The organism is Labedella populi, from assembly GCF_004078655.1.
GTDB lineage: Bacteria > Actinomycetota > Actinomycetes > Actinomycetales > Microbacteriaceae > Labedella > Labedella populi.
Genome location: NZ_RZNC01000001.1, coordinates 279,237 through 300,040, shown reverse-complemented (window position 1 = coordinate 300,040; position 20,804 = coordinate 279,237). Strand labels below are relative to the sequence as shown.

Genomic DNA, 20,804 nt, shown 5'->3' with positions numbered 1-20,804 from the left:
TCCAGAGTGTTGGTGGGCGGTCCGCTCAGCCTATCGGGAGGGCAGGTTCCGGTACACGGGCAGTCGTCCCCTGTGCGGATACCGGATGCGGTCATCATCTTCGGAGCGGGGACATCTCTCCTGCTCCTCGTCCAGCAGTGGCGCGCCGTCGAATGGAGGATCGCGGTTCCGCTCGCCGCGAGTGGGGCGGTCGGCGTCATCCCCGGTGTCGCGGTCCATGCCCTTCTTCCGGCTGCGCCGCTCCAAGTCGCGATCGGTGGCACGACGCTCGCATTGCTCCTCGCGGTCGTCGTTCTCGACGCATCACGCCGGCCCGTGCATGAGGCGAAGGCCACACCCCCTCTCACCGCCGTCGCCTCCACGGGCGTCGCCGCTGGAGCAGTCAATGTCGTGGCGGGCGTCGGGGGCGTGCCGCTGTCAGTATTCGCGGTTCTCGCTCGTTGGCCCGCCGCGGCTTTCGCCGCGAGCGCGCAATTCGTCTTCACGATCCTCTGCGGGGCGACGATCGTTGGACTCGGCGTCGTCGGGAGCTTCGACCCGCCTCGATTCACCGCCGGAGGGTGGATCGGCGCAACCGCGGTCATCATCGCGGGAACGGCGATCGGTCCCTGGCTCGCTCGCAGGACGTCTCAGAAGAGCGCGCGCCGGGTCATGCTCGTCGCCGCGGGAGCCGGCGCAGTTGCGAGCGTGGTCGCGGGCGCAGCGGATCTCTGAGACCCCCCTGCACGACGGCGCCCGCCGTCATGTCCTTCTCGAGTCGCTAGCGCTTGAGCACCGCGCGGGCCACAGCCCAGACGCCCGCCCCGACGGCGAGCGCGACAGCGGCCGCTCCGCCGACGAGCGCCTGCGGGTTCTCCTCGCGGAGCTCCGCGATCTTCGCCTTCGCCCGATCGGTCGCCTTGCCGACCTGCTTCGGAACATTGAGCTTGTCCTCGATCGCGTTGAGGGTCGCGACGAGTTCGGCGCGCACCTCTTCGGCGCTCGGGTTGTCAGTGCCGGTCATACTCCCCAACCCCTTTCACTGCTCGGATGTCTTTCTGGAATTCGTCGGACGGGCTCGGGCCCTCGCTGATCTTGCGGAAATAGTGGAGGGCGATGAGCACGAGCACTCCCGCGATGAGCAGGAACACCACGAACACGATGAGCGCTGCGAGCCACGCGGGCATCACGAGCGCGAGCGCGAGGATGCCGACCGCGACGAGGGTGCCGAGGGCGAAGAACAGGAACATGAGCGCGACGACAACGAGTCCCGCGCCGATGCCCGCGTTCTTGCCGATGTGGCTCGCCTTGACCTTGAGGCCGTCGAGCTCGACGGTGACGAGGCTCTTGAGCAGCCCGGGCACCGACTTGATGAGCTCGAGGAGGGGGACTTGCTCCTTCGAGCGACGCCCCGGCGTCTCCGTCGTGTACCGACTCATGATCGGCGGCTCAGCGCGACGACGAGTCGTCGGCGATGTCGCCGATCTCGTCCTTCACGTCGCCGACCTCGCCGAGGGTGTCGTCGAGCTTCTGCCCAGGCGAGCGGTTGCTCCGGACGATCTTCACGACGGTCTTCGCGCCCGAGAACAGAGTCGTCGGAACGGCGCTCACGCGGGCCTTCGCGAAGCCCTGCACCGTGCGGACCTGCTTCTGCACCGGTTCGGTCTCGTACAGCTTCAGCCAGTTGGCCTTGATCTGCTCGTAGCGTCCGCGTCCAGCACGAGCCCCGAGGACGTACCCCGTTGCCAGCCCCGTCACGAGGAGGATCTTGCCCTTCATAGCGTCTCCGTCCGATCGGCGTCCATCGACTGGTCCCATGGCGGGCATCACACGGAAGCGGACGCGCCGGGGCCAGGGACTCCAGCGTATCCGCATCGGCGTCCGGCCGCCCACCCCCTGCATTCCGCTCGTGGAATGCGGTAGAGCCACCGGGCCGACTCGCGTCAGGAGCCGGAGGAGCCCGATGCGATGTCGCCCAGCACACGCTGCGCGACCCGGTGGCGGATGCGGCCGGCGGCGGCGAGCGCGTCAGGCACGACGGCGGCGAGACCGGTGCCCGCGAGCCAGCCGCCCGTGACGTCGAGACCCTCGATCTCGAGGATCCGCTCCCGCACCGACTCCGAGCGCGCCCGCTGACCGGTGACCGCCCCCGGGATGGAACCCGCCCAGGTCGTCCGGCGGGAGTCGACGATCGACGCGGGATCAAGCGGGAACCCGAGCATCGTCGACAGGTCGCGGATCGCGAGGGCGACGAGCTCGTCGTCGCTCAACCCGCCGACCGTGTCCTCCCCCGCTTTCCCGAACGAGACACGCAGGACGTGGCGGTGCTGCGCGAGAACGCGAGCGCGTTCCTCCAGCCACGACCATTTGGCCGTCGCGTGCGTCATGGCCTTCGCCGTGAGTCCGGCCGTCGGCGAGACGAGCATGCCGGTGCCGCGCGGGTGCCGATCGAGACGGGAGTCGTCGAGCACGAGGGTCACGAGGTCGACACGCGGCGGCTCGAGCGGCTCGATGTCGGCGAGCGACGGATCGAGCTCCGCGAGAAGGTCGAGGGCGGGGGCCTCGGGGATCGCGACGATCACGTAATCCGCGTGGAGGCCCTCCCCCTCTTCACGACCAGCGGACGAATCGCCCGAGACCGAGACGGCCCAGCCGTCTCCGTCACGTTCGAGCGCGGAGACGGGGGCATCCCGGCGGATCTCCACGCCCCACGAGTGCTGCAGCTCGTGCACGATCGCATCGACGAGCGCCGACATGCCGCCGATGACCCCCTCGACGTTCGATCCCGCACGAGAGGCGGCGCGCATCGTCGCCACGGCGCCCGAGAGCGACCCGGCCGTCGTGAGCGCGCGGTTGAGCCCCGGCGCGGCGAAGGTGACGTCGAGCGCCTCGGGGTCGGACGAGTAGACGCCCATCGTCACGGGGGCGACGAGGTCGTCGCGCACGGCACGGCCCATCCGGCGTGTCACGAGCGCGCCGAGGTCGTGCTCGGTACCGACCGTCAGAACGGGCATGATGCGGTCGAGGTAGGCGCGCAGCGCACCACTCCACCCGATGACCGCTCGGACGTCGTCGGCCAGCGGGTTGGAGGGGATCCCGAGGATTCCGGCCTTCGGCAACGGAGCCATCCGGCCCTTCGCGGCAGCGACCCAGGCGCCCTCCGGGTTCGGCGTGACGATGCTGTCGCGGAGGCCGACGCTTTCGGCGAGCGCCCGGACGGTGCCACCTCGGGTCGCGTAGCTCTCCGCCCCCACTTCCACTTGGAGGCCGCCGACCTCCTCGGCGCGCAACGCGCCGCCGACGTGATCGGAGCCCTCGAGGACCGTCACACGGATACCGACGCGCGCACAGTCGAGCGCGGCGACGAGACCCGCCATGCCGCCGCCGATCACGACGACGTGCTGCGGCTCCCAGCGCCCGTCGCCGACCGGAGCGGCCGCCTCCGTGCCACTCATGCGTCTCGCCGCGGCCTCTCGTACGCGTGGACGAACTCGACGACGCGCGTGATGACGTCGGGATCCGTCTCCGGCGGAACGCCGTGACCGAGGTTGAGGATGTGCGACGGAGCCGACGCGCCCCGCTCGAGGACGTCGACGACGTGGGCCTCGAGCACGGACCACGGTGCCGACAGGAGCGCCGGGTCGATGTTGCCCTGCAGTGGCACGATACCGCCCAGACGACGGTTGGCCTCGTCCAGCGGCACACGGTAGTCGACACCTACGACGTCGGCCCCGATGTCGTGCATCGCTTTCAAGAGCTCGCCCGTCCCGACGCCGAAGTGCACGAGGGGCACGGACTGGGCAGGGCTGCCGTCGAGAGGCTCGATGTGAAGTGACCGCACGCGTTCGAGCGCCGCCGCCGAGGCCGGGGCGACGAAACGCGAATAGTCAGCGAGTGAGAGCGCCCCCGCCCAGGAGTCGAAGAGTTGAGCGGCGGAGGCGCCCGAGAGCACTTGCGCCTCGAGGAACCGACCGGTGATGTCGGCGGTCCACGCCATGAGCTTCGCCCACGCGTCCGGTTCGGCGTGCATGAGAGTGCGCGCGTGGATGTGGTCCTTCGACGGTCCGCCCTCCACGAGGTACGCCGCGAGGGTGAAGGGGGCGCCCGCGAATCCGATGAGCGGTGTGTGGTCGTGCTTCTCCGTGAGTTCCGCGACAGTCAGGCGCACGGCCTCCCGCACGGGCTCGAGCGCGACGTCGAGCACAGCGGGATCGAGGGCGACGAGTTCGTCGACATCGGAGGCCGTTCGAACGGCCTTCCCGAGCACGGGGCCCTTGCCGGGGACGATCTCGACGTCGACGCCCGCGAGCTTGAGCGGGATGACGATGTCAGAGAAGAAGATGGCCGCATCCATGTGGTGCCGCCGGATCGGCTGCAGCGTGATCTCGCTCGCAAGGGGCGGCGTGAGACACGCGTCGAGCATGCGGGTGCCCACGCGCAGCTCCCGGTATTCGGGTAGCGATCGCCCCGCCTGGCGCATGAACCAGACCGGGGTCACCTCGGGACGGTCGCCGCGGTAGGCCCTGACGAGGCGGGATGTGCTCGTGCGGCCGGCGACGAGGGGATGGTTCTGGTCGAGCTTCACCCCTCCATCCTCCCATCACCCGACCCGCCGGGCCTCGACCGCGTGTCAACCGGGGGCACCGAGCGCCTTCGACGCCGCGTAGAATGGTCCGGTGCTGATCTGTCTGACGGCGAATCACAAGAACGCCAGCTTCGACCTCCTCGAGAGGCTCGCCGTCGACCCGGGCACCATCGCCCAGCGCATCACGAGTCACGACGAGAGCCTCGCGGGCGCGGTCGTCGTCGCGACCTGCAATCGCTTCGAGGCCTACATCGACGTGGACGAGCCCGCGACGGGTATCGAGCAGAAGGCCCTTGAGGCCACGGTCGATGCGATCCGCCGTTCGACCGACCTCGAGAGCGACGAGCTCACCGGGACCCTCGACATGCACATCGGCCGGGGTGCCGCCGAACACCTCTTCGCCGTGGCGTCCGGGCTCGAATCCGTCGTCGTCGGCGAGGGCGAGATCGCCGGTCAGGTGCGCCGCGCCCTCGAGCGCGCTCGCGCCGCCGGCACCACGTCGTCCGATCTCGAGCGAGCGTTCCAGCGCGCGTCGCAGACCTCCCGCGGGGTCAAGAACAGCACGCCGATCGGTCGCGCCGGCCGCTCGCTCGTCCGCCTCGCTCTCGATCTGGCCGAGTCGCGCGTCGAGGACTGGAGCGGCGTGCGCGTCCTCCTCGTCGGAACGGGAGCGTACGCGGGCGCGAGCCTCGCGGCGATCGCCGACCGCGGAGCGACCGACGTCGGCGTCTATTCGCCGTCCGGTCGCGGCGAGCGCTTCGCCGCCCGGCACGGCATCCGCCTCGTCGAAGCCGCCGATTTCGCTCGGGAGGCCGCTCTCGCCGACCTCGTCGTCACGTGCACGACCGCGTCGGGTTCCGTCCTCGACGCCTCGATCCTCGAGCAGGGCCGCCGTGAGATCGGCGCCGAGCACACGGTCGTGGCCGCACACGGCACCGTCGGCGAGTCGGCACCGCTCCACCCCGTCACCGCGTCCGTCTCGGTCGTCGACCCCGCGACGGAGTCGACCGTCGCAGAGGTCGTCCTCGACGAGGACGGGGGCGCTCCGTCGGACGGCGCCAACACGCACGCCGACGATGCGACGACGTGCCCGGCGCACGTCGCGCGCCAGCTCGTCATCGACCTGGGCCTCCCCCGTAACGTCGACCCCTCGGTCGCGTCGGTGCACGGCGTCGAACTCCTCGACCTCGAGACGATCCGCATCCATGCTCCGCTCGAGGAGCTCCAGGCGACCGACGTCGCGCGCCGCATGGTGAGCCGTGCAGCCGAGAAGTACACGACCGTCTCCGACGAGATCACCCTGACCCCGGCGGTCGTCGCGCTCCGCAAGCACGTGTTCGGAATCCTCGACGCCGAGATCGACCGCGCACGGTCACGTGGCGACGAGGACGGCCGGACGGAGCAGGCGCTGCGGCACCTCGCAGGCGTCCTCCTCCATACCCCGATGGTGCGTGCGCGCGACGCCGCCCATGCCGGCGACCACGAGAGGTACATCGACGCGCTCGACGCCCTCTTCGGCATCGACGTGAGCCTCTCAACCGATGGCGCTGCCGACGGCGAACAGGGTGCGCTCCCGGCCTAGGCCGTTCACGAGCCGTTGCACGCCGGACACGCAGAAGCGCCCGCTGCCGTGTAGCTGCGGGCGCTTCAGGTTCCGAACGGAACGATCACATCTCGGTATAGCCGACCCCGGCCGAGCCGATAGCCACGATGACCACGATCGCCCAGATGATCCCCAGCACGATACCGATCGAGCTGATGATGATGCCGGCGAGGGCGAGGCCGCGCCCCTGCTCACCCGTCTGCTTGATCTGCTTGAGCGCGATGATTCCGAGGATGAGGCCGGCGAGCGAGAACACGAAGGCACCGACGAGCGACAGGATCGCGAGGAGGTTGGTCTTCTGCGACTGCGGGGGCTGGCCGTAGCCCTGGGCTCCGCCACCCTGGTAGGGCTGCGCGGGCTGGTAGGACGGGGGGTTCGACGCGTTGGGGTCGGACATGGGGGTGTCTCCTTAGGTGGGGGATTCCGGACAAGCGTGGCAGCCCGGGGGAATCACTGTCAACGCGCCCGTATGGGTGGTACTCCCCATGGGCACGAGCGATCAGGCTCCGCGGAGTCGTTCCGCGAGGTACCCGAACAACGCGTCGATCGAGATGCGTTCCTGTGCCATCGTGTCGCGGTCGCGCACCGTGACGGCGTTGTCCTCGAGGGAGTCGAAGTCGACCGTGACGCAATACGGCGTCCCGATCTCGTCCTGCCGCCGGTAGCGGCGACCGATGGCGCCCGAGTCGTCGAAGTCGACGTTCCACTGGTCGCGGAGCGTCGCGGCGACCTCGCGGGCGAGTGGCGAGAGGGCCTCGTTCCGGCTGAGAGGGAGGACGGCGATCTTGACGGGCGCGAGACGCGGGTCGAGCTTCAGGACCGTGCGCTTGTCCATGCCGCCCTTGGCGTTCGGCACCTCCTCCTCGACGTAGGCGTCGACGAGGAAGGCCATGAGAGAGCGGGTGAGGCCGGCTGCGGGTTCGATGACGTACGGGACCCAGCGCTCGTTCTTCGTCTGGTCGAAGTACGAGAGGTCCTTGCCCGAGTGCTCGGCGTGCGTCGTGAGATCGAAGTCGGTGCGGTTCGCGACGCCCTCGAGCTCACCCCACTCGCTGCCCGTGAAGCCGAACTTGTACTCGATGTCGACGGTGCGCTTCGAGTAATGCGAGAGCTTCTCCTGCGGGTGCTCAAAGAGGCGCAGGTTCTCAGGGTCGATGCCGAGGTCGGTGTACCAGTTCATCCGGTAGTCGATCCAGTGCTGGTGCCACTCCTCGTCGGTTCCGGGTTCGACGAAGAACTCGAGTTCCATCTGCTCGAACTCGCGCGTGCGGAAGATGAAGTTCCCGGGTGTGATCTCGTTGCGGAACGACTTACCGATCTGGCCGACTCCGAACGGCGGTTTCACGCGTGCGGACTGCAGCACGTTGGCGAAGTTCACGAAGATGCCCTGAGCGGTCTCGGGGCGGAGGTAGTGGAGGCCGGACTCGTCCTCCACGGGCCCGAGGTACGTCTTCAGCATCATGTTGAAGTCGCGCGGGGGCGTCCACTCGCCGCGGGTGCCGCAATTGGGGCAGACGATGTCGAGCATGCCGTTCTCGGGCGAGCGCCCCTTCTTCTCCTCGAAGGCCTCGATGAGGTGGTCCTCGCGGAAGCGCTTGTGGCAGTGCAGGCACTCGATGAGCGGGTCGGTGAAGACGCCGACGTGGCCGGAGGCCACCCACACCTGGCGGGGCAGGATGACGGAGGAGTCGAGGCCGACGACGTCGTCACGACGCGTCACCATGTACTTCCACCACTGCTTCTTGATGTTCTCCTTGAGCTCGACGCCGAGGGGCCCGTAGTCCCACGCGGAGCGAGAACCTCCGTAGATCTCTCCCGCCTGGAAGACGAACCCGCGGTGGCGGGCGAGGGCGATGACCGAATCGAGGCGGCTGGCTGATGCCACGGGAGAACTCCTGGGATGTGATGTGGTCGTGCCGCGGCCGGATCGCCGGGCAGTCTTGCCTCCCAGTTTAGACGGAGCCGGCCGTCCGCCCGAGGGGACGCCCGTGGATTCCGCCGTCGCGGACGTGAGAAAGCGGCCCGTCCGTGTCACGACACGAACGGGCCGCTCCTCACTCGATTACGCCAGCTGCCGGCGGCGCCGGTGGACGAGGATCCCACCGAGCGCGATGAGCAGGGCTCCGAGCCCCAGGGCTCCGCCGACGCTCGCTCCGGTGACCGCGAGCTCCGAGCTGAGGCCCGGAACCGTCGGGCACACGTCGTCGCTCACGGTGTTGCCGTTGTGCTCGAGCGTGGTCGAGTTGGCGAGGCCGCCTCGATCACCCGATCCCGGCTCGGGGCACGTCGCCGCACTCGGGGTGACCTCCCCCGCCGCGGCGAGCACGACCACGCGCACCTGGTAGGTGTGAGCGGTCTCGGCGTCGAGGGAGACGCCGGAGGCGATCAGGTTCGGCGCCGAGGTGGCTCCGTCCCCGAGTCCCGTCCACGACTCCTCCGTGCTCGCACCCTTCGGCGCGGTGACGACGTCGGCGGAGACGACGTCGATGCCACGGCCGTAGAGCAGCTTGTCGTAGACCGCGTACTCACCGGCCACACCACCGTCGTTCGTGGCGACGATGTCGTAGACGACCGACCACTGGTCCCCGCCGATCGGCGTGGGGCCCGACGAGATCGTCTTCTCGATCGTGATGGAGGGGATCTCGGCGCACGCCTGGTCCTCTTCCACCGTGTCGGACGGGTCGGTCATCGCGGAGGTGTTGTTGAAGGCGCGGTCCGCGTCGTCCCCGTCCGGCCCGCACCGCGTGGGATCGTCCTCACCGGAACCTGCACCGTCGAGGGAGATGGGCACGTCGGCGATCACGGTGACCTCGTAGTGGTGCGCCTCGTACTCCTCGTCATCGGACGCGAGCAGCGGCACGCCGGACGCGATGCGAACGGCGTCCTGACCATTCCACGCGGGCTCGGCGAGCGTCACACCCTCGGGTGCGACCGAGACGACGGCGGACTCGATCGTCGCCTGCTCCGTGAAGTGGAGCGTGTCGTCGAGATCGTACGACGTGTCGAACGGGTCCTCGTTGGTCACGTCGATGCCGAACACGACCTCCCACTGACCATCGCCGATGGGCTCGGCCGAGATGAGGGACTTCACGTGCGTCGGGTCACCGACGAGCTCGATCCCCGCCGGGTCGCAGTTCACCTGCACCGGCTCCTCGGAGTCCTCCGGCTGGTCGGCCGCGGCGCACGCGTTGTTGACGGTCGTCTGCTCGAGCGAGTCGTCTGCGACGATCTCGTACTCGTGCGACTCCGTCGCTCCGGGCGCGAGCTCCTCGACGACGAACTCGCCGAGCTCCGGCTGCTTGTCGTCGCTCACCGTGAGGTTGCGGATGGTGCCCTGGCCCGTGTTCTCGACGACGATGCGGTACGTGATGGTGTCGCCGATGCGGAACCGCGGGTAGTCTGCCGCGTCGTTCGCGTCGTGCCATTCGCCGTGGATGTCCTGGACGTACTTCTTCAGCGAGGCCGAGTAGAACGTCCCCATCGTGAGCGGCTCGGACGTGCGCATGATGAGTCCGGTGTGCTCGGCACGCGTCTGCGCCCGGTTGACCCAGACGTCCCCCGGCTCGGCACCGTCAGTCGCGATGTTCACCGTGAACGAGAACGTCGCGCCCGGGTCGAGCACGCCGCCGATCACGCGGACGGCCGTGGGGTTCGGCACCGGCGTGGTGGACCAGCCGATGTCGTTGCCCGTCGGATCGCCGGCCGCACCGTTCGACTCATGCGCGGGGTCGTCGCTGATCGTCGACGGATCGGCGGTCGTGTAGTAGACCGTCGCGCCGGCCGGGGCGTCGATCGACGTCACCTCGTAGGTCCCCGTGTAGCTCGTGCCACGCTCGTCCCCGACATACGGGAGGACGTCGATCGTGTCGGTGTACGCCTGCGGCAGCGGGTCGACCGAGCGCAGCGACACGGTCCACGAGCCTTCGCCGTCGCCCGTTCCCTCGGGGTTCCCGATGAACCACTGGTCGGTCGTCTTCGAGAGCAACGTGTAGCCGCTGCTGCTCGTCGTGACCTGCGCCGTCGCGGGGCGTGAGGTCTCGCCGCGCAGCGTCGTCGTGACCGTGTTGGTCAGCGTCTGGCCCGGCTCCACCGTGTCACCGGCGACCGACTGGTACGTGAGCACGTTCGGGGCGTTCGTCGGAACGCCGTCGAGCACCCACGTGAGCACCTGGCGCCGCTGGGCGTCCGTCGTGATCGTCGGCTCAGGAGTCGACGACCCGGCGACGTAGGTCATGCCGACGGGGAGCGTGTCCACGATGCGGTACCCGTCCACGGTGTCCGGGATCGCGCCCGAGCCGTTGGCGGAGTAGGTGAGCGTGAAGGTCGCCGGTTCGCCCGGTCGCACGACCGAACGGTCGACCGCCTTGCGTACGCTCGGCACCGCGAAGATGACGTGGAGGACGTCACGACCGTTGCGCGTGCCGGTGTACCGGTCGCCCGGCGTCGGCGTGAACACCTGGTCCTGGGGCAGCGCACCGCGCGCCGGGTAGTTCCACACGCCGTTGCGGATCATGGCACCCCAGGTCCAGATGTCCTGTCCGATGGGGGCGTCGGCCTCGATACCGGCGATCACCCGCAGTTGCAGGAACTGGTTGCCGAGATCACCGGTCGTGAAACCGGCCCAGCGCACGGCCTTGACCGTCGTCAGGTCCGCGGGCTCCTCGTTGACCCAGCCGGCACCGCCACCGCAGCCGCGGAAGGCGTCGGGGTTGTACCCACCGGAACCGGGGGTGACGGTCGGGTCGTTGCCGACGTACCACTGCAGCTGGCCAGGGATGTCGGTCTCCGGCGTGCCGGCCGGGTCACCCGGGGTGTAGAGGAACACCTGCGTCGCCCGGTAGTCGACGAAGGCACTGTCGAGTGTGACACACTCGCCCATCGCGGTGTTCGCAGGCAGGTCCTGCTGGGTCAGGGTGTCGTTGGTGTAGCTGTACACCTGAGCCCCCGGCGCCATCTCGTAGGAGTTGTCCCACGGGGTGCCACCGGTCGTGCGCGCCCACGCGTGGCTCCACGTGCCGGGAAGGACGAGCACCTTGCTCGACGTGTTGTTACCCGCGAGGTCCTGCGAGGTCTGCCCCGTGACCGAGCGATAGACGGGGGCCGTGGAGCGCAGGTTGGCCGAGGTGCCCTCCGTGAGGTCTCGCACCTGCAGCCAGATCGAGCCGGAGGCGAGTGCCACCCGGTCCGCCGGCAGGGGGCGGCCTGCGGAGTCGAGCGTCGGAACCATCGTCTGCGAGTAGTCGATGCCCGTGAGCGTCAGACGGAACGTGTTGCGGCCCGTCTTGGTGAGCGTGCACTGGTCGACGAAGGGCGCCTGGCGCTCCCCGTACGCATTCGGGTTCTGGTGCGAGTACGGGTGCCCGACGGCCGTATTGCTCTGCGCGAAATACCCGCAGGGCTGGTTGAACGGCGCCGTGTTGTTCTGTACGCCGAGGAAGAGTTCCTTGTTGTTCTGCGTCGTGATCGTGAGGTCGTAGGAGACCGTGTCGGGCCCCTGGTCGCTTCCCGCGTCGGCGAAGAGCGTCCACTCGAAGTCGAAGTCGTGAGTGGCATCACCGCGTGGCAGCTGCGTGGCCGTCGGCGTGCCCCACAGCATGTCCATGCCGAACGTGTTGCGGATCGTGATGGGCGTGAGCTCCGCCGTCTGACCGTTGATCTCGGCCGAGCCGTTGATGATGTCGCCCGTGATCCCGTCGGCCACAACGGGGGTCTGGACGACGACCGCGGTGCCCTGGAGCACGGGGCCGAGGTTACACGTGAGCGTGAGCTTGTCGTCGGACAACGCGGAGACCGGGTCGACGCCCGTGGTCTTGCAGAGGTCGGGGATGCCCTGGAACAGACCGTGCTCGAGCGTCACCGTGAACGTGACGTTCTCCACGGGCTCGTTGGCCGGCGCTTCGGCGTCGTCGTTGACGTTCACGCGCCACTCGGCGTTGATCACGTCACCCTTCGCGACCTCGGTGGGGGTGTTCTCCGCCCAGCCGCCGGTGATCTCGTAGACGGTGGCTGCCGCCGCCGGCGGCGCGAGAGCGAGCGACGCCGCGGCCATGAGGACTGTGGTCCCCGCCGCGATCGTCGACCTGAGGCGCCTCGTACCGCGCGGCTTCGGGAAGCGATCCCGACCTCCGCCGCGCCTTAATGCTGTGACCCGTAGTGACACGCGTTCATCCCTCATCTCAGTGCATCCGAAAAACGTCTGTCGACGTACGGAGACGAAGCTCCGCAATCACAGCGAACTGTCAGGGCGGGACGCTGGACAAGCGAGACCGCCGAAACCCACCCATGATTCCGCCCTCGTGATCGGCGCGGTGGTCGCCGCACCGTCGGCCTTCATCAGTAGCTCCCGAGCGAAAGCGGACTGGTATTGCCCCTCGAACGAGGGCCTTTCGGGTTGAAACGGGTGGACGAGGGGGTGGTTTCCAGCCCTTGACAGCGGACGATGTTCGGGCATGTCCGAACATGGGATCCGTGCCTTCCTCCGCCCGCCTCACCGTCGCATTTCATCGCATCCGACGATGACCCGCGCGCTCGGTGTCGACCGCTCAGCGACCGGTGGCGTGGAGGATCTGGCCCACCACATCGCCGTCGTCTCAGCGCGAGACGGCTGGCGCTCCGCGGTCGGCATGATCTCGGCTCGCTGGGATCAACTCCTGGCGACCCGACCCTCGGCCCTCCTCGCGGCCATCAATGCGCTCCCCGGCGAGGCGATCATCGCCATGCCGAGCCTGCTGATCGCTGTGAACTATCTGCGCCACGTCCTGAGGGGTGACGACTCCGGGCGCTTCCACGACCTCCCGTTCGACGCGTACGGGAGGGAGTCCCGGACGAGCGATCTGCTCGACGCTCTCGTCGCTGCTACCGCCCGATCGGCAGGGCAGCGGACGAGCGGCCGGCTGGCCCTCGCCGTCGAGAGCGCGCGGACCGCGCGACGCCTGCTCGAGGAAGCCTCGGACCGCGCTCGGGCCGACGCCCAGAACGCACTGCCTCAACTCCTCGCACGCTGGGGACGAACCTTTGAACTCGCGGACGTCGGCGGGGCACGCGAATACGAGGAGGCCTGGGACCTCGGCGAGTTGACGGGCCAGGTACAGATCGCACGACGCGCGGCCGCGGCCCTCGCCTGGCTCCACGCGGACCACGGTCGGCTCTCCGACGCCGAGCGCTGGTTGGAGCGGGCGCGACGCACGGGCTCACTCTCCTCCCGCCACGACGCACCCCTCCACCTGGCCGCGGCGCTCATCTCGAACGACCGCCTCGATCCCGAGGCGGCCGAGCGGCGCCTTCTCGCGCTCGCTGAGGCTCCGAGTCGCGACTACTGGGCGGCGGAGTTGTGGGTGCGCGCGCTCGTGGCGCGCGGATCGCGCGAAACAGCGCAGATGCACGTGACACTGCACGCTGAGATCCAGCGTCGTCCCCTCACGTTGGTTCAGGACGGCGCCAATCGTCGGCACGTCGGGGCAGCAGCGGCCCGAATTGCGCTCCTCCAGAACTCTGCCGCGCCGACACCACCCGAGCCGACGATCCAGACACCGTTCGACGGCGTCATGGCTGCCGCTGCGGCCTACCGGGCCGGTCGGTATCGTGCCGCGATCACTCACGCGATGCCCGCCGCGGGCGATGGCGGGAGCCCTCGGCTCCGCGGCGGTGCCCTGTTGCTGACGGCGGCAGCACGACTCGGATTGCGGCGGATGTCGTCGGCAAGCGTCGCCTTCGGCAGCGCACACGCGATCATCGAGGCAGAAGGCCTCTATAGCGCCTACGGGATCATCGACCCCGAACATCTCCGGGAGCTCATCGGTCTCACTGGTCTCACGAGCTCCGCCTCACCTGACGCCCTCAACCGAACCACGTCGGGCCGTCACAGATCGAACGACATCGGCCGTCTCACGCGTCGTGAGCGTGAGGTGCTCGCGCTCCTGGCGTCCGACCGTTCGTTCTCCGACATCGCCTCAGCCCTCTACATCAGCGTGAACACTCTCAAAGGGACCACCCGCAGCATCTACCGGAAACTCGGCGTGCATTCGCGCGCCGAAGCGTCGGACCTGGCGGACCGTGCGGGTCTGGCCTGACCCGATGCCGACGACCGGGCCGAGCCCGACCGGTTCCACGGACAGCCCCTATTTCGACCCCCGAATCCACCCCGTCCGCTCTCGCACTGGTGCGGCGGAGCCATCACCATGGAGGAGGCCGGTGCGTCGGCCACTCGATGCCCCCCCTCGCGTCGAGCCCGGGCGGGCCGGGCTGAACCCGGCCCGCCCACTTCACCGGGCGACGTCCACCCCTCGATCGGCCGGATGAGCGCTCCGTAGACTTCCGGCATGGGGATCACGCAGCCGGGCACGTCGCCGCGTCGACCGTCCGACCGGCGGCCCGCGCACGGGAATCGCCTTGTCCGCGGGATCGTCCTTCTCGCGGCGTTCACCGAGGACTACGCGATCGCCGGATGGGTTCACGTCCGCGCCCTCGTGACGCGCAACGCGCCGGACCGCTACCGACACGGCGACCCGTCGAAGCCGACGATCGTGCTCGTACCCGGCGTCTACGAGACGTGGCTCTTCCTGAAGCCCGTCGCCGATCTGCTCAATGAGCGCGGCTACCCCGTGGCCGTCGTGCGCGGCCTCGGGTACAACCGACGACCCGTCGTCGACACGTCGACACGTCTCGCCCGAGCACTCTCCCGTCGGCCCGCTCCCGCGGCCGGGCGCATCGTCGTCGCCCACAGCAAGGGCGGGCTCGTGGGCAAGCACCTCATGCTCACGGCGGGAACACGACTCGACATCCGCGGGATGGTGGCCGTGTGCACACCGTTCGCCGGCTCCCGATGGGCGCGCTGGCTCCTCGACCCGAGCTTGCGCGCCTTCCTCCCCACCGACTCGACGATCGTGTCGCTGTCGAAGCACGCCGACGTGAACTCGCGGATCGTGTCGATCTATCCGCCCGTCGACCAGCATGTCCCGGACGGGAGCCAGCTCGCCGGCGCGACGAACGTCGAGATCGACGTTCCGGGCCACTTCCGGCTGCTCAGCGATCCGCTCGGGCTGGCCGCGATTCTCGACGGCGTCGAGTTCCTCGTCACCGAGGTCGCGTCGGGACCGGAGACGCGTGAGGACTCCGCCGACGACTCCACGGTCACCGCACCGGACGCGGCGGAGGTTCCCCTCGACGAGGAACCGGCGACGGCGGTGTGGCAGGACGGCGACCCGCGGTAGGTCAGTCGCGCTTACCGCGGACGGCGGAGATCATGTTCGTGAGGAAGCGCGCGACGACGTCGATCTCGTGTTGACTCATGCCGTCGGCGACACGCGCGAGGTCCGATTGCATACGGGTGAGCGCCTCACGGACCTCGCGCTCACTGCGCACCGTCGGAACGATGACCGTCGAACGGCGGTCCGTCTCATGGGGGCGGCGCTCCACGAAGCCGGCAGTTGCGAGCCGATCGATGAGCGCTGTCGTCGACGCCGTCGAGATGCCGAGCGACGTGCTGAGCGAACCGGGCGTGAGGCGTCGTCCGTCCGACTCCGCTTCGACGAGCAGCCTCATGGCGATGAGGTCGGTCTCACCCATCGCGGTCTCCCGACGCGACTCTCGCCGTGAGGTGTTCTCGGCGGCGCGGTACTCGCGGAGAAGGGTGAGGACATCGGCGCTGCTCGCACGGGTGCCGTGATCGACGCTCTCGAAGAGTTCACGTGCATCGTTCGGGGCGACGCTCGACAGGTCTGCCGATTCGGTCTCCATGAGGTCACCGGAGACGCCATCGGGGTACGGGGCTTCCATTCGTTCCACCTCATCCTTTTTGCTAGAGGGTCTAGCAGCATGCCTAGAACGCCTAGCTACCTTAGCGTAGGGTTCCGCGAGAATTCACCACTTTTCTTTTCTCGGTCAACGTGAGTATGGTCTTCTAAGTAGCTAGACGAACTACATACTCACCGGGCGAAGCACTGCACCGTGAGCAACTACGCCCCCGGAACACAGTTATGGAGAACCTCATGGCAACGCTCACTTACGGCCCCGACGCGACGACGGTGACGATCGAGGATCGCGCCCTCGCGCACCTGCAGTACGTCATCTTCCAGCGCTACCGCCGCCACGAACCGTTCGTCATGACGCTCGTGACGGGGACCGGTACCGACCGCCGGCGTCGCTCCACGTGGATGACCCCGGGAGCCGCCGTCTCCTTCTCCTACGATTCCGAGGCCTCGCAGCAGCTCGACCGCGAGTGGCTCGAAGAACTCATGAAGCAGTCCTACAGCGGCGCGGGCCTCACCTACATCGAGGGGGCTGAGGCGTCCGCCGACGGCGAGTCCGAGGCCGTCGTCGCCGCCGCCGGCAAGATCGTCGACGCCGCTGCGGAAGCCGCACAAGCCGCCCACCCCGCGCGCGGGCGTCAGCGCGCGACCGTCGCAGCCGCCTGACCCTCATCACGCGGCGTTGCCGCCACCATGAACGCCCCGCGAGATCCATGATCCCGCGGGGCGTTCGTGTTCAGCGTGAGCCGAGGGAGATGGTGAGCTCGGTGGAAAGTCCGGCGAGCGACGTCGCGCCGGATTGGGAGAGCGCGAGGGTGAGCTCGGCGTTCAGACCGCGGAGGACCCGCTCGACTCCTGCCGCGCCCGACAACGCGAGCCCCCACATGACCGGGCGACCCACGAACACCGCTTGTGCCCCGAGGGTGAGGGCCACGAGCGCGTGACCACCGGAACGCACACCACTGTCGACGTAGACCTCGGCGGCGTCGCCGACGGCCCCGACCACGGACGGTAATGCGGAGAGCGACGATATGGAGGCTCCCGAGCGGCGCCCCCCGTGCGTCGAGACGATCACCGCGGATGCTCCGGCGTCGACGGCCCGCGTGGCGTCATCACCGCGGAGCACGCCCTTCACGATGACGGGCAGTCCACCACTCGCGCGCGTCAACCACGCGATGTCGTCGAGCGTTGCGGCGACCGTCGGGCGGCCCTCGAGTCCTGCGAGTTCCGCGGCCGTCAGGTTGACGAGGCGGGCCCGCTCCGGTCCCTCGGGCCACTCCGTCGGTTCGATCCCGGGCGCGCTCACGAGCAGGGCCGTCGTGTCGACGGTGAGGATGATCGCCGCGGCGCCCGCCGCCGCCGCGCGTTCGACGATCCGCTCCGTCGCCGCGCGATCGGCGAGCGGATAGACCTGGAACCACCACTCGGCGCCCGTGCCCTGGATCTCGCCGAACGGCACGGCCGTGTTGGTGGAAACACCGATGACCGTTCCGACAGCGGCCGCCGCCGCCGCGGTCGCGCGCTCCCCCGCCGGGTGCGCACCCACCTGCTGGGCCATCGGCGCGATCAGGACGGGAGAGGATACGGACCGGCCGAGCACGGTGGTACCGAGATCGAGCGACCGTTCCCCAAGGAGGGTCCGTGGAGCGAACGACACGGCGTCCCACTCGGCGAGATCGCGCGCCGCTCGTTCAGCCGAACCCGCGGTCGTGCCGACGTACTCGCGGATATGCGGAGGCAGCGCCGCGTTCGCCTGCTCCTCGAGCGCCGCGAGCCAGCCGCGCGAGATGTCGACGGGCTCGACCGCCGTGGCGGCGTCGACGTGTGAGGCCGGGAGCGACGAGTCCGTCATCGCGCCGTCCCGTGCACCGCGAACTCGTCGATGCGCTCGAGTTCGTCGGCGGTGAGCGCCGGGGCGCGGAGCGACGCAATGTTCTGCTCGAGCTGGGCGACGCTGCTCGCGCCGATGAGCGCGGAGGTGACGGCGTCGTGCCGCAGCACCCAGGAGAGCGCGAGCTGCGCGAGGGTCTGTCCGCGCTCCGCCGCGATCGCCGAGAGGCCGCGCACCCGGTCGAGGTACGTCTGCGAGATGTGCTCCCCCGAGAGGAACCGGCTCGTCGCCGCCCGGGAGTCGCTCGGGACCGTGCCGTCGAGATAGCGGTCGGTGAGCAGGCCCTGCGCGAGCGGTGAGAACACGATGCTGCCGATGCCCGTCTCCGTGACGGCATCGAGCAGCCCCTCCTCGACCGTGCGGTTGAACATCGAGTACGGCGGCTGGTGGATGAGGAGCGGCACGCCCAGGTCGCCGAGGACGGCGGCCGCCCGGCGGGTCTGCTCGGGATCGTAGTTCGAGACGCCGACGTAGAGGGCCTTGCCCTGCCGGACGGCTGTCGCGAGCGCGCCCATCGATTCCTCGATCGGCGTCGTCGTATCGGGGCGGTGGTGGTAGAAGATGTCGACGTAATCGAGGCCGAGGCGCGTGAGGCTCTGATCGAGCGACGAGAGCAGGTACTTCCGCGATCCGCCGTCGCCGTAGGGCCCGGGCCACATGTCGTAGCCCGCCTTCGTCGAGATCACGAACTCGTCACGGAAGGGGGCGAGATCCGCGGCGAGGATACGCCCGAACGTCTGCTCGGCGGAGCCGTAGGGCGGCCCGTAGTTGTTGGCGAGGTCGATGTGGGTGATGCCGAGGTCGAACGCGCGCCGGACGATCGCACGCTGCGACTCGAAGCTGCGCCCCTCGCCGAAGTTGTGCCAGAGCCCGAGGGAGAGCGCCGGGAGATCGAGACCGCTTCGGCCGGCCCTCCGATACCTCATGGACGCGTAGCGTTCCGGGGCGGGTGAGAACGGCGCTGCGTCGTTCACGGGTCTCCTGTCTCATCGGTGAGGGGCGTACGTCCATCCTGTCAGCGGGAGCTGCCCGTGACCACGCGCGCTCGATGACTGCATCGGGGACGAGGGTCACTCGTCCTCGTCCTCGGCTGGGGTCCCGGAGCCGCTCGGTCGCGATCCGCCGCCCACGCCGCTCGACTCCTGCTGCTCGACGCTCAGTGCGTAGTCGTTGCTCGGATCGCGGGAGATCGTGTGGACGTGTCCCCAGCCTGAGGTGATGACGCCGTCGACGTCCGCCCCCGCCGACCCGCGCTGCGCGGCGAACTCGATGTAGACGTCCGGACCGGAGATCTGGAAGGAGATGCCGTCGCCCTGTGACATGTCGTAGACCGTCGCTCCCGACCAGTTCACGTACGTCTCGTCGAGGGTCGCCTCGATCTCGGCGAGCGCCTCGGCCGTCGTCTCCTCATCGGCGAGTCCTGCCCAATTGGCGATCACGTCGAGGAGGAGCTGCTTCTGCTCGTCCGTGAGGTCGGCGCCGGAGATGCCCGTGCCCGTCGGGTAATCACATGTGCCCCCCGGCTCACAGACCATGGCAGCCGGTTCCTCGCCCTGGTAGAGCTCCGCCTTCTGCTCATCGGTGAGGCTGTCGTAGAAGGCGAACGCCATCTCGTAGATGGTGGCGAAGGGCTGCACCTCGGTGCCGTCGGCGTCGGTGTAGACGGCGGGCTGTACGCCGAGGTGGGTCGGCGCGAAGGTGATCTCATCGGCCGTCTCGTCGAGGGTGGCGTTGATCCCGAGGTGGTGCCCGCCGAACTGCAGCTCCCACGCGCTCGAGTCCGTCGGATCACCGAAGAAGGCGATGTAGTACTGACCGAGCGACTCCTCGGTGCTCGAGCTGTTCTCGAGGAGGTACTCGTCACCGCCGATGATGCCCGTGACGGTCGTGTAGCCCTCGTCGCTCAGGAGCGCTTCGAGCACCGCCATCGCGGCAGCCTGCTGCTCCTCGGAGAGGTCAGTGAGATTCAGCCCCGCCCGCTCGACCATGGTCACGGGGAAGTTCGACCACGACGTGGTCTTCGTCTCGTCGTCGTAGGCGTAGAGCACCTGCTCCTGCTGCTCCTCAGAGAGGATCGCGAGGAACGCTTCGGCGGCCGCCGCCGTGCTCGTGATCGTGTCGGCCGTCGTCGAGGCGGAGAGGCTGTCCGAGGTGAGGGTCGAGAGCGACGTACTCGTCCCACTCGCGGAGGAAGAGGAAGAAGCGGTGGTCGCCGCTGCAGCGCAGCCCGAGAGGCCGAGGCTCGTGACGAGGAACGCCGAGGTGAGCCAGAGGACCGGGGAGCCTTTCGCGCGCCGCGGGCGGGCTGAGTCGAGGGAGTCGATGGGGTTCGTCATGTCCACGACGCTAAGGAGACCCGCTTTGCGAATCCTCTGCTGTTCCTATGAAGGTCGCATGAGCCGCCGGGTGTCGACCCGACGGCGACGCGGGTCCGGGCGACGCGGCGAAGCTCTCAGCGAGGCCGTTTAGGCTGGATCCGATGATCACGCGCTCTCGACGGACGGCCCTTCGGCTGGTCTCGTCCGCGACCCTCGTCGTCGCCGGCGCCTCCCTCCTCACGGGGTGCGCTGCCGCGGTGTCGCTCCAGCCTGCCGACGACGCGAACAACGCCGACTGCGCCTACGTGACCGTCGCGCTCCCCCCGACCGTCGCCGATCTGCCGGAGAGGGACACCGACGCGCAAGCGACGGGTGCGTGGGGATCCCCTGCCTCCATCCTGCTCCGCTGCGGCGTCGCTGTGCCCGAGCCCACGACGCTCGAATGCACGACCGTCAACGGCGTCGACTGGATCATCGACGACTCGGACGCGCCCAACTACCGTTTCACCACCTACGGCCGTGACCCTGCCGTCGAGGTCATCGTCGACTCGGACGTCGTGCACGGCTCGACGGCGCTCGTCGACCTCGAGCCCGCCGTGTCCAACGTCCCGACCGCACCCTTCACCGCCTGCGTCGGTGCCGACGAGCTCGAGATCCCCGACACCACGGAGTGACACGGTCG

The 20,804-nt window shown here is 69.1% G+C and carries 18 protein-coding genes; 6 read left to right on the top strand and 12 right to left on the bottom strand.

Annotated features, from left to right (window positions below; translation table 11 throughout):
* The first annotated feature begins 72 nt into the window (after positions 1-72).
* A complete protein-coding gene (locus tag ELQ92_RS01525) occupies positions 73-714 on the top strand; it encodes a TSUP family transporter (protein WP_166426666.1) in 642 nt (213 codons plus the stop codon).
* A gap of 46 nt (positions 715-760) precedes the next feature.
* On the opposite strand, the gene ELQ92_RS01520 is transcribed toward ELQ92_RS01525, so the two are convergent.
* The 5 genes from ELQ92_RS01520 to hemE form a co-directional block, all read right to left on the bottom strand.
* Entirely contained in the window at positions 761-1,003 is a 243-nt protein-coding gene (locus ELQ92_RS01520) for a DUF3618 domain-containing protein (protein WP_128497197.1), read from the bottom strand.
* Positions 990-1,418: a phage holin family protein gene (locus ELQ92_RS01515; protein WP_128497196.1), complete on the bottom strand. Its 429-nt coding sequence runs from the start codon at positions 1,416-1,418 to the stop codon at positions 990-992. Before ELQ92_RS01515 ends, ELQ92_RS01520 begins: the two co-directional genes overlap by 14 nt.
* Before the next feature lie 10 nt (positions 1,419-1,428).
* Positions 1,429-1,758, bottom strand: coding sequence for a hypothetical protein (locus ELQ92_RS01510; protein ID WP_128497195.1), 330 nt, complete (start codon positions 1,756-1,758; stop codon positions 1,429-1,431).
* 164 nt (positions 1,759-1,922) lie between these two features.
* Complete coding sequence (hemG, locus tag ELQ92_RS01505) at positions 1,923-3,434, bottom strand: protoporphyrinogen oxidase (protein ID WP_128497194.1); 1,512 nt, start codon at positions 3,432-3,434, stop codon at positions 1,923-1,925.
* Positions 3,431-4,564 (bottom strand): uroporphyrinogen decarboxylase, encoded by a 1,134-nt coding sequence (gene hemE, locus ELQ92_RS01500; RefSeq protein ID WP_128497193.1) that lies wholly within the window; start codon positions 4,562-4,564, stop codon positions 3,431-3,433. The genes hemG and hemE overlap by 4 nt, the downstream gene beginning before the upstream one ends.
* Positions 4,565-4,655: 91 nt before the next feature.
* On the opposite strand from hemE, the gene ELQ92_RS01495 reads away from it, so the two are divergent.
* Positions 4,656-6,146 (top strand): glutamyl-tRNA reductase, encoded by a 1,491-nt coding sequence (locus ELQ92_RS01495; RefSeq protein WP_128497192.1) that lies wholly within the window; start codon positions 4,656-4,658, stop codon positions 6,144-6,146.
* A gap of 85 nt (positions 6,147-6,231) precedes the next feature.
* On the opposite strand, the gene ELQ92_RS01490 is transcribed toward ELQ92_RS01495, so the two are convergent.
* From ELQ92_RS01490 to ELQ92_RS01480, 3 genes are all read right to left on the bottom strand, one after another.
* A complete protein-coding gene (locus ELQ92_RS01490; RefSeq protein WP_128497191.1) occupies positions 6,232-6,564 on the bottom strand; it encodes a DUF4190 domain-containing protein in 333 nt (110 codons plus the stop codon).
* A gap of 102 nt (positions 6,565-6,666) precedes the next feature.
* Complete coding sequence (locus ELQ92_RS01485) at positions 6,667-8,052, bottom strand: glycine--tRNA ligase (RefSeq protein WP_128497190.1); 1,386 nt, start codon at positions 8,050-8,052, stop codon at positions 6,667-6,669.
* Between the two features lie 177 nt (positions 8,053-8,229).
* On the bottom strand, positions 8,230-12,216 hold the full coding sequence (locus tag ELQ92_RS01480) for a DUF7507 domain-containing protein (protein WP_128497189.1): 3,987 nt from the start codon (positions 12,214-12,216) through the stop codon (positions 8,230-8,232).
* Between the two features lie 466 nt (positions 12,217-12,682).
* Here ELQ92_RS01480 and ELQ92_RS16510 point away from each other — a divergent pair, with 466 nt between their 5' ends.
* Positions 12,683-14,236: a LuxR C-terminal-related transcriptional regulator gene (locus tag ELQ92_RS16510; protein ID WP_166426665.1), complete on the top strand. Its 1,554-nt coding sequence runs from the start codon at positions 12,683-12,685 to the stop codon at positions 14,234-14,236.
* A 249-nt stretch (positions 14,237-14,485) separates the two neighbouring features.
* On the top strand, positions 14,486-15,376 hold the full coding sequence (locus ELQ92_RS01470) for an esterase/lipase family protein (RefSeq protein WP_128497187.1): 891 nt from the start codon (positions 14,486-14,488) through the stop codon (positions 15,374-15,376).
* 1 nt (position 15,377) lies between these two features.
* Here ELQ92_RS01470 and ELQ92_RS01465 read toward each other — a convergent pair whose 3' ends face one another.
* Positions 15,378-15,941 (bottom strand): MarR family winged helix-turn-helix transcriptional regulator, encoded by a 564-nt coding sequence (locus tag ELQ92_RS01465; RefSeq protein WP_128497186.1) that lies wholly within the window; start codon positions 15,939-15,941, stop codon positions 15,378-15,380.
* Positions 15,942-16,153: 212 nt separating this feature from the next.
* Here ELQ92_RS01465 and ELQ92_RS01460 point away from each other — a divergent pair, with 212 nt between their 5' ends.
* Positions 16,154-16,579, top strand: coding sequence for a DUF7882 family protein (locus ELQ92_RS01460; protein WP_128497185.1), 426 nt, complete (start codon positions 16,154-16,156; stop codon positions 16,577-16,579).
* Positions 16,580-16,649: 70 nt separating this feature from the next.
* Here the strand turns inward: ELQ92_RS01460 and ELQ92_RS01455 are convergent, their stop codons facing one another.
* The 3 genes from ELQ92_RS01455 to ELQ92_RS01445 all read right to left on the bottom strand — a co-directional run bounded on the left by ELQ92_RS01455 (position 16,650) and on the right by ELQ92_RS01445 (position 20,140).
* Positions 16,650-17,765 carry an alpha-hydroxy acid oxidase gene (locus ELQ92_RS01455; protein ID WP_128497184.1) on the bottom strand — a complete coding sequence of 372 codons (1,116 nt, stop codon included), beginning with the start codon at positions 17,763-17,765 and terminating at the stop codon, positions 16,650-16,652.
* A complete protein-coding gene (locus tag ELQ92_RS01450) occupies positions 17,762-18,730 on the bottom strand; it encodes an aldo/keto reductase (RefSeq protein WP_128497971.1) in 969 nt (322 codons plus the stop codon). Before ELQ92_RS01450 ends, ELQ92_RS01455 begins: the two co-directional genes overlap by 4 nt.
* Before the next feature lie 144 nt (positions 18,731-18,874).
* A complete protein-coding gene (locus ELQ92_RS01445; protein ID WP_128497183.1) occupies positions 18,875-20,140 on the bottom strand; it encodes a DUF3500 domain-containing protein in 1,266 nt (421 codons plus the stop codon).
* Positions 20,141-20,283: 143 nt separating this feature from the next.
* On the opposite strand from ELQ92_RS01445, the gene ELQ92_RS01440 reads away from it, so the two are divergent.
* Positions 20,284-20,796, top strand: a complete 513-nt coding sequence (locus ELQ92_RS01440) for a DUF3515 family protein (RefSeq protein WP_128497182.1) — start codon at positions 20,284-20,286, stop codon at positions 20,794-20,796.
* The last annotated feature ends 8 nt before the right edge of the window (positions 20,797-20,804 follow it).

Excerpts from the sequence above, each read along its gene's own strand:
- ELQ92_RS01520 (WP_128497197.1), bottom strand. The coding sequence starts at position 1,003 with ATGACCGGCACTGACAACCCGAGCGCCGAAGAGGTGCGCGCCGAACTC.
- ELQ92_RS01515 (WP_128497196.1), bottom strand. The coding sequence starts at position 1,418 with ATGAGTCGGTACACGACGGAGACGCCGGGGCGTCGCTCGAAGGAGCAA.
- ELQ92_RS01510 (WP_128497195.1), bottom strand. The coding sequence starts at position 1,758 with ATGAAGGGCAAGATCCTCCTCGTGACGGGGCTGGCAACGGGGTACGTC.
- hemG (WP_128497194.1), bottom strand. The coding sequence starts at position 3,434 with ATGAGTGGCACGGAGGCGGCCGCTCCGGTCGGCGACGGGCGCTGGGAG.
- ELQ92_RS01490 (WP_128497191.1), bottom strand. The coding sequence starts at position 6,564 with ATGTCCGACCCCAACGCGTCGAACCCCCCGTCCTACCAGCCCGCGCAG.
- ELQ92_RS01480 (WP_128497189.1), bottom strand. The coding sequence starts at position 12,216 with ATGGCCGCGGCGTCGCTCGCTCTCGCGCCGCCGGCGGCGGCAGCCACC.
- ELQ92_RS16510 (WP_166426665.1), top strand. The coding sequence starts at position 12,683 with ATGACCCGCGCGCTCGGTGTCGACCGCTCAGCGACCGGTGGCGTGGAG.
- ELQ92_RS01470 (WP_128497187.1), top strand. The coding sequence starts at position 14,486 with ATGGGGATCACGCAGCCGGGCACGTCGCCGCGTCGACCGTCCGACCGG.
- ELQ92_RS01465 (WP_128497186.1), bottom strand. The coding sequence starts at position 15,941 with ATGGAAGCCCCGTACCCCGATGGCGTCTCCGGTGACCTCATGGAGACC.
- ELQ92_RS01460 (WP_128497185.1), top strand. The coding sequence starts at position 16,154 with ATGGCAACGCTCACTTACGGCCCCGACGCGACGACGGTGACGATCGAG.
- ELQ92_RS01455 (WP_128497184.1), bottom strand. The coding sequence starts at position 17,765 with ATGACGGACTCGTCGCTCCCGGCCTCACACGTCGACGCCGCCACGGCG.
- ELQ92_RS01450 (WP_128497971.1), bottom strand. The coding sequence starts at position 18,730 with ATGAGGTATCGGAGGGCCGGCCGAAGCGGTCTCGATCTCCCGGCGCTC.
- ELQ92_RS01445 (WP_128497183.1), bottom strand. The coding sequence starts at position 20,140 with ATGACGAACCCCATCGACTCCCTCGACTCAGCCCGCCCGCGGCGCGCG.
- ELQ92_RS01440 (WP_128497182.1), top strand. The coding sequence starts at position 20,284 with ATGATCACGCGCTCTCGACGGACGGCCCTTCGGCTGGTCTCGTCCGCG.